Raw genomic sequence first — 3657 nt, forward strand, 5'->3', positions numbered from 1 at the left:
ATCCGATTAAAAAATTGAAAATTGAGTTGGGGAAAATCAGTCTGTAGCTGCTTTTTGATCTCATCTTTCGTTCGAGCAGAAGAAACAATGTTCATGCTTATCCCTCCTCAAGTAAGTGGACGTTCAATGACAGCACTATTCCATCTCTTTAATAAAGTTTAACGCGTTCTCCACATGGTCTTTTACTCGAACTTTTCGCCATTCTTTTACAAGAATGCCCTCTTTATTTATCACAAAGGTCGAACGCTCGATACCCATGTATTCTTTTCCAAAATTCTTTTTGAGCTTCCACACGTCATACAGTTGAGCAACCTTCGTTTCTTCATCGGCTAATAATAAAAAAGGAAGCTGATATTTCTCAATAAATTTCGCATGCTTTTCAACTGGATCAGGACTTACACCGATAATAACCGTATCTAGCCCTTCAAAATCTAACACACGATCGCGAAAATCACATGCTTCTGTCGTACATCCAGGTGTCATATCTTTTGGATAAAAATATAAAATGACATTCTTTCCTTGAAAATCTGAGAGCTTAACATTCTCCCCATTGCTAGCCGGCAATGTGAAATCTGGTGCTTGTTCTCCTACTTTAACTTTCATATGAATCCCTCCATTTTTTTGATTATGGAAAAGGGGTGTAGCTTCCATTCTGAATGCAGAAGCTTCAAAGCTTTTTTGCCCCCCTTTATTCAAGGCTGTACTGGTTTGACCTGCAAATTTGCTTCTCTCCATTGGGATAGAAGCAAATTTGCAGGTCAAAATTATTTTCATTCTCTTTCTACCGTAGCGAAAAAGCATCGGACTTACAACTTCTTTTCATAGTTTTCATCCTTCAGCATTGTCGACACAACAAAAGCTGCGGGTAATAAATAACCAAAAAGGGCTTCAATAACTGCCACAATTCGTCCTATCCCGATTGGAATAAAGTCACCGTATCCAACCGACAGTAGCGTGACTGCACTAAAATAGATGATATTTTGAATATGTGTTAAAGCAGACTCTCGTGTATGAAGATTCTCAGTTATGATCACATCAAAGCCAATCAGCTGCAAGGAAAGGTAGACCGCGGAAAATGCCAGCACCACGGTTATATAGACGAGCAAAAGCATGACAAAATGACGAATTGACACGCGGTATCTTCCTAAAGAAGGGTGAAAGCGGATAAGGAGCAACAGACTCATGACTAAACCGATAATCGCAATTAGCATAATGAAAAAGACAAAGAACAGCTCCATTTCATCACCTCATTATCAAGCCTATGAGCCCGTCCAATAGATTAGAAATAGAACGTACCTTTATTAATGACAGAAAATTACGTTAAATCAATCTTTTTTTGCTACACTTTAAGGATGTTGCTGTCAACGCAAATAGCCACTCTCAAAAAGAGCGGCTGTAAAACATTGTCCGAATGCTAGAAGGATTTTATTTTCGTTTACGATACTTCTAACTAGTATAAGAATAAGCAGCTTTTATTAAAGAGGACATACAAAGGCTGCTTCCAACTAACTCCTTGACCCACATAAGCATATAAGGCTTACTTTGACTCTTGAAATGCTTTCATTTCCTGCACGAGTGTAATAGCCAAGCGGAGATGTTCCTCATTCTCCAAATGCATACACTCTTTTAGAAGCTCTGATTTTAACGGGGACTCCTCATAGCAGCATGGAACAATTAAAGACCAATCAACCTTTAATGCTTGCAGTACTTTTTCAAGCTTATTAATACTTACGTTTACTTCGCCTCGCTCTAACTGTGCTAAGTAATTTAAGGTCACACCGCTTTTTTGAGAAAGCTCACTAAGCGTCCACTTGTTTTTTTTACGCAAGCTTCGAATTTGAGTTCCGATATATTGTAAAGTTGTACTCATAGTACTGTCATCTCCTACTAAAATATACTCCCACAATAACATTATAACGATGAATGTTATTTTTTCAAATTTATATATTTTTATCCATTTTATTCATTTATTTATTACTATAACAAAAAATTCACAAGGCCTTCTCTTGAATTTACCATTTATTAACCATTCTTATAAGAGCATTTTCTCCTAATCTCAACGACTCACTTATTGTAAAATTATGTATTGATCTGATTTGCTTCATTTTAGCACATCTCTTTAAGAAGCATAAAATTTCTTTCTTGCCCTAATTTCACACGTATGGTTAGATACTAACAGAGAAAACGTGAAATCGGAGGGTATACGGATGAACCATACAAATTCAGAAATACTATACGCAGAAGCCCAACAGCTTATTGTAGGTGGTGTCAATAGTCCATCCCGAGCTTATAAGGCAGTCGGCGGTGGCTCACCTGTTTTTATGGAAAAAGCAAAAGGTGCGTACTTTTGGGATGTTGATGGAAATCAATACATTGATTACTTAGCCGCATACGGTCCAATTATTACGGGGCACGCTCACCCTCATGTGACGAACGCCATTCAAAAGGCTGCTGAAAATGGCGTTCTTTACGGAACACCTACGAAACTTGAAAACCAATTTGCGAAGTTATTAAAGGAAGCCATTCCTTCTCTAGAAAAAGTTCGCTTTGTCAATTCAGGAACAGAAGCGGTGATGACAACCATTCGCGTTGCACGGGCATACACAGGTCGAGATAAGATTATCAAATTTGCCGGCTGTTATCATGGTCATTCAGACCTCGTTCTTGTCGCAGCGGGGTCCGGTCCTTCAACCCTAGGTATTCCCGATTCAGCAGGAGTAACAAAAAACATTGCAAAGGAAGTCATCACCGTTCCCTTTAATGATCTTAACGCATATAAAGAAGCGATAGACAAATGGGGAGATGAAGTAGCAGCAGTCTTAGTTGAACCAATCGTCGGAAACTTTGGGATTGTGGAACCTGAACCTGGCTTTCTTGAAGGGGTGAATGAAATCACTCACAATGCTGGTGCATTGGTTATCTATGATGAAGTGATCACGGCCTTCCGTTTCATGTACGGAGGGGCGCAAAATTATCTCGGTGTCGAACCAGATATGACGGCATTAGGAAAAATTATCGGCGGTGGACTTCCGATCGGGGCCTACGGTGGACGAGTCGATATTATGGAGAAGGTTGCCCCGCTTGGACCTGCTTACCAAGCTGGAACAATGGCAGGAAACCCCGCTTCAATGAGTGCAGGAATTGCTTGCCTTGAAGTTTTAAAACAGGAAGGGATTTATGAAGAGCTGGATCGACTCGGCCAAAAACTTGAACAAGGTATTCTCAAGCATGCCAATCGTCATCAGGTTCCGATCACAATTAATCGATTAAAAGGGGCCTTAACAATTTATTTCACTGAAGAGCAAGTAAAAAATTATGAGCAAGCTGAAAATACAAACGACGAAATGTTTGCCGTATTTTTTAAAGAAATGCTTTCACAAGGAATCAACCTTGCACCATCGAAATATGAAGCATGGTTTTTAACGACGGCCCACACGGATAAAGACATTGAAAAGACTCTACATGCTGTGGACCACGCATTTTCCGTCGTCGCGTCATTAAAATAAACGACACGAGGCTGGGACATAACGAACGTGTTGATTGAAAATGCGAGCAATGCACAACCTTGGCGGAGGAAATAGACGTAGACTCCTGCGGCAAGGGTGAGACCCCACAGTGCAAAAAGCACGAGGAGGCTCACCAGCCGCCCGCGGAAAG

Annotated in this window: 4 protein-coding genes; 1 reads left to right on the forward strand and 3 read right to left on the reverse strand. The window is 40.2% G+C overall.

Annotation, left to right across the window (positions count from 1 at the left end; translation table 11 throughout):
- Positions 1-135: 135 nt before the first annotated feature.
- The 3 genes from bcp to BLT_RS0116965 form a co-directional block, all read right to left on the reverse strand.
- Complete coding sequence (bcp, locus tag BLT_RS0116955; protein ID WP_026105174.1) at positions 136-603, reverse strand: thioredoxin-dependent thiol peroxidase; 468 nt, start codon at positions 601-603, stop codon at positions 136-138.
- A gap of 203 nt (positions 604-806) precedes the next feature.
- Complete coding sequence (locus BLT_RS0116960) at positions 807-1238, reverse strand: ion channel (RefSeq protein WP_017728941.1); 432 nt, start codon at positions 1236-1238, stop codon at positions 807-809.
- A 299-nt stretch (positions 1239-1537) separates the two neighbouring features.
- A complete protein-coding gene (locus BLT_RS0116965) occupies positions 1538-1870 on the reverse strand; it encodes a helix-turn-helix domain-containing protein (protein WP_017728942.1) in 333 nt (110 codons plus the stop codon).
- Between the two features lie 337 nt (positions 1871-2207).
- On the opposite strand from BLT_RS0116965, the gene BLT_RS0116970 reads away from it, so the two are divergent.
- A complete protein-coding gene (locus tag BLT_RS0116970) occupies positions 2208-3506 on the forward strand; it encodes a glutamate-1-semialdehyde 2,1-aminomutase (protein WP_017728943.1) in 1299 nt (432 codons plus the stop codon).
- Positions 3507-3657 lie beyond the last annotated feature (151 nt).

The organism is Halalkalibacterium ligniniphilum, from assembly GCF_000334155.1.
GTDB classification, from domain to species: domain Bacteria; phylum Bacillota; class Bacilli; order Bacillales; family Bacillaceae_D; genus Halalkalibacterium; species Halalkalibacterium ligniniphilum.

Bases quoted from the DNA above. Each gene is read 5' to 3' on its own strand.
- bcp (WP_026105174.1), bottom strand. From the start codon at position 603: ATGAAAGTTAAAGTAGGAGAACAAGCACCAGATTTCACATTGCCGGCT.
- BLT_RS0116960 (WP_017728941.1), bottom strand. From the start codon at position 1,238: ATGGAGCTGTTCTTTGTCTTTTTCATTATGCTAATTGCGATTATCGGT.
- BLT_RS0116970 (WP_017728943.1), top strand. From the start codon at position 2,208: ATGAACCATACAAATTCAGAAATACTATACGCAGAAGCCCAACAGCTT.
- BLT_RS0116965 (WP_017728942.1), bottom strand. From the start codon at position 1,870: ATGAGTACAACTTTACAATATATCGGAACTCAAATTCGAAGCTTGCGT.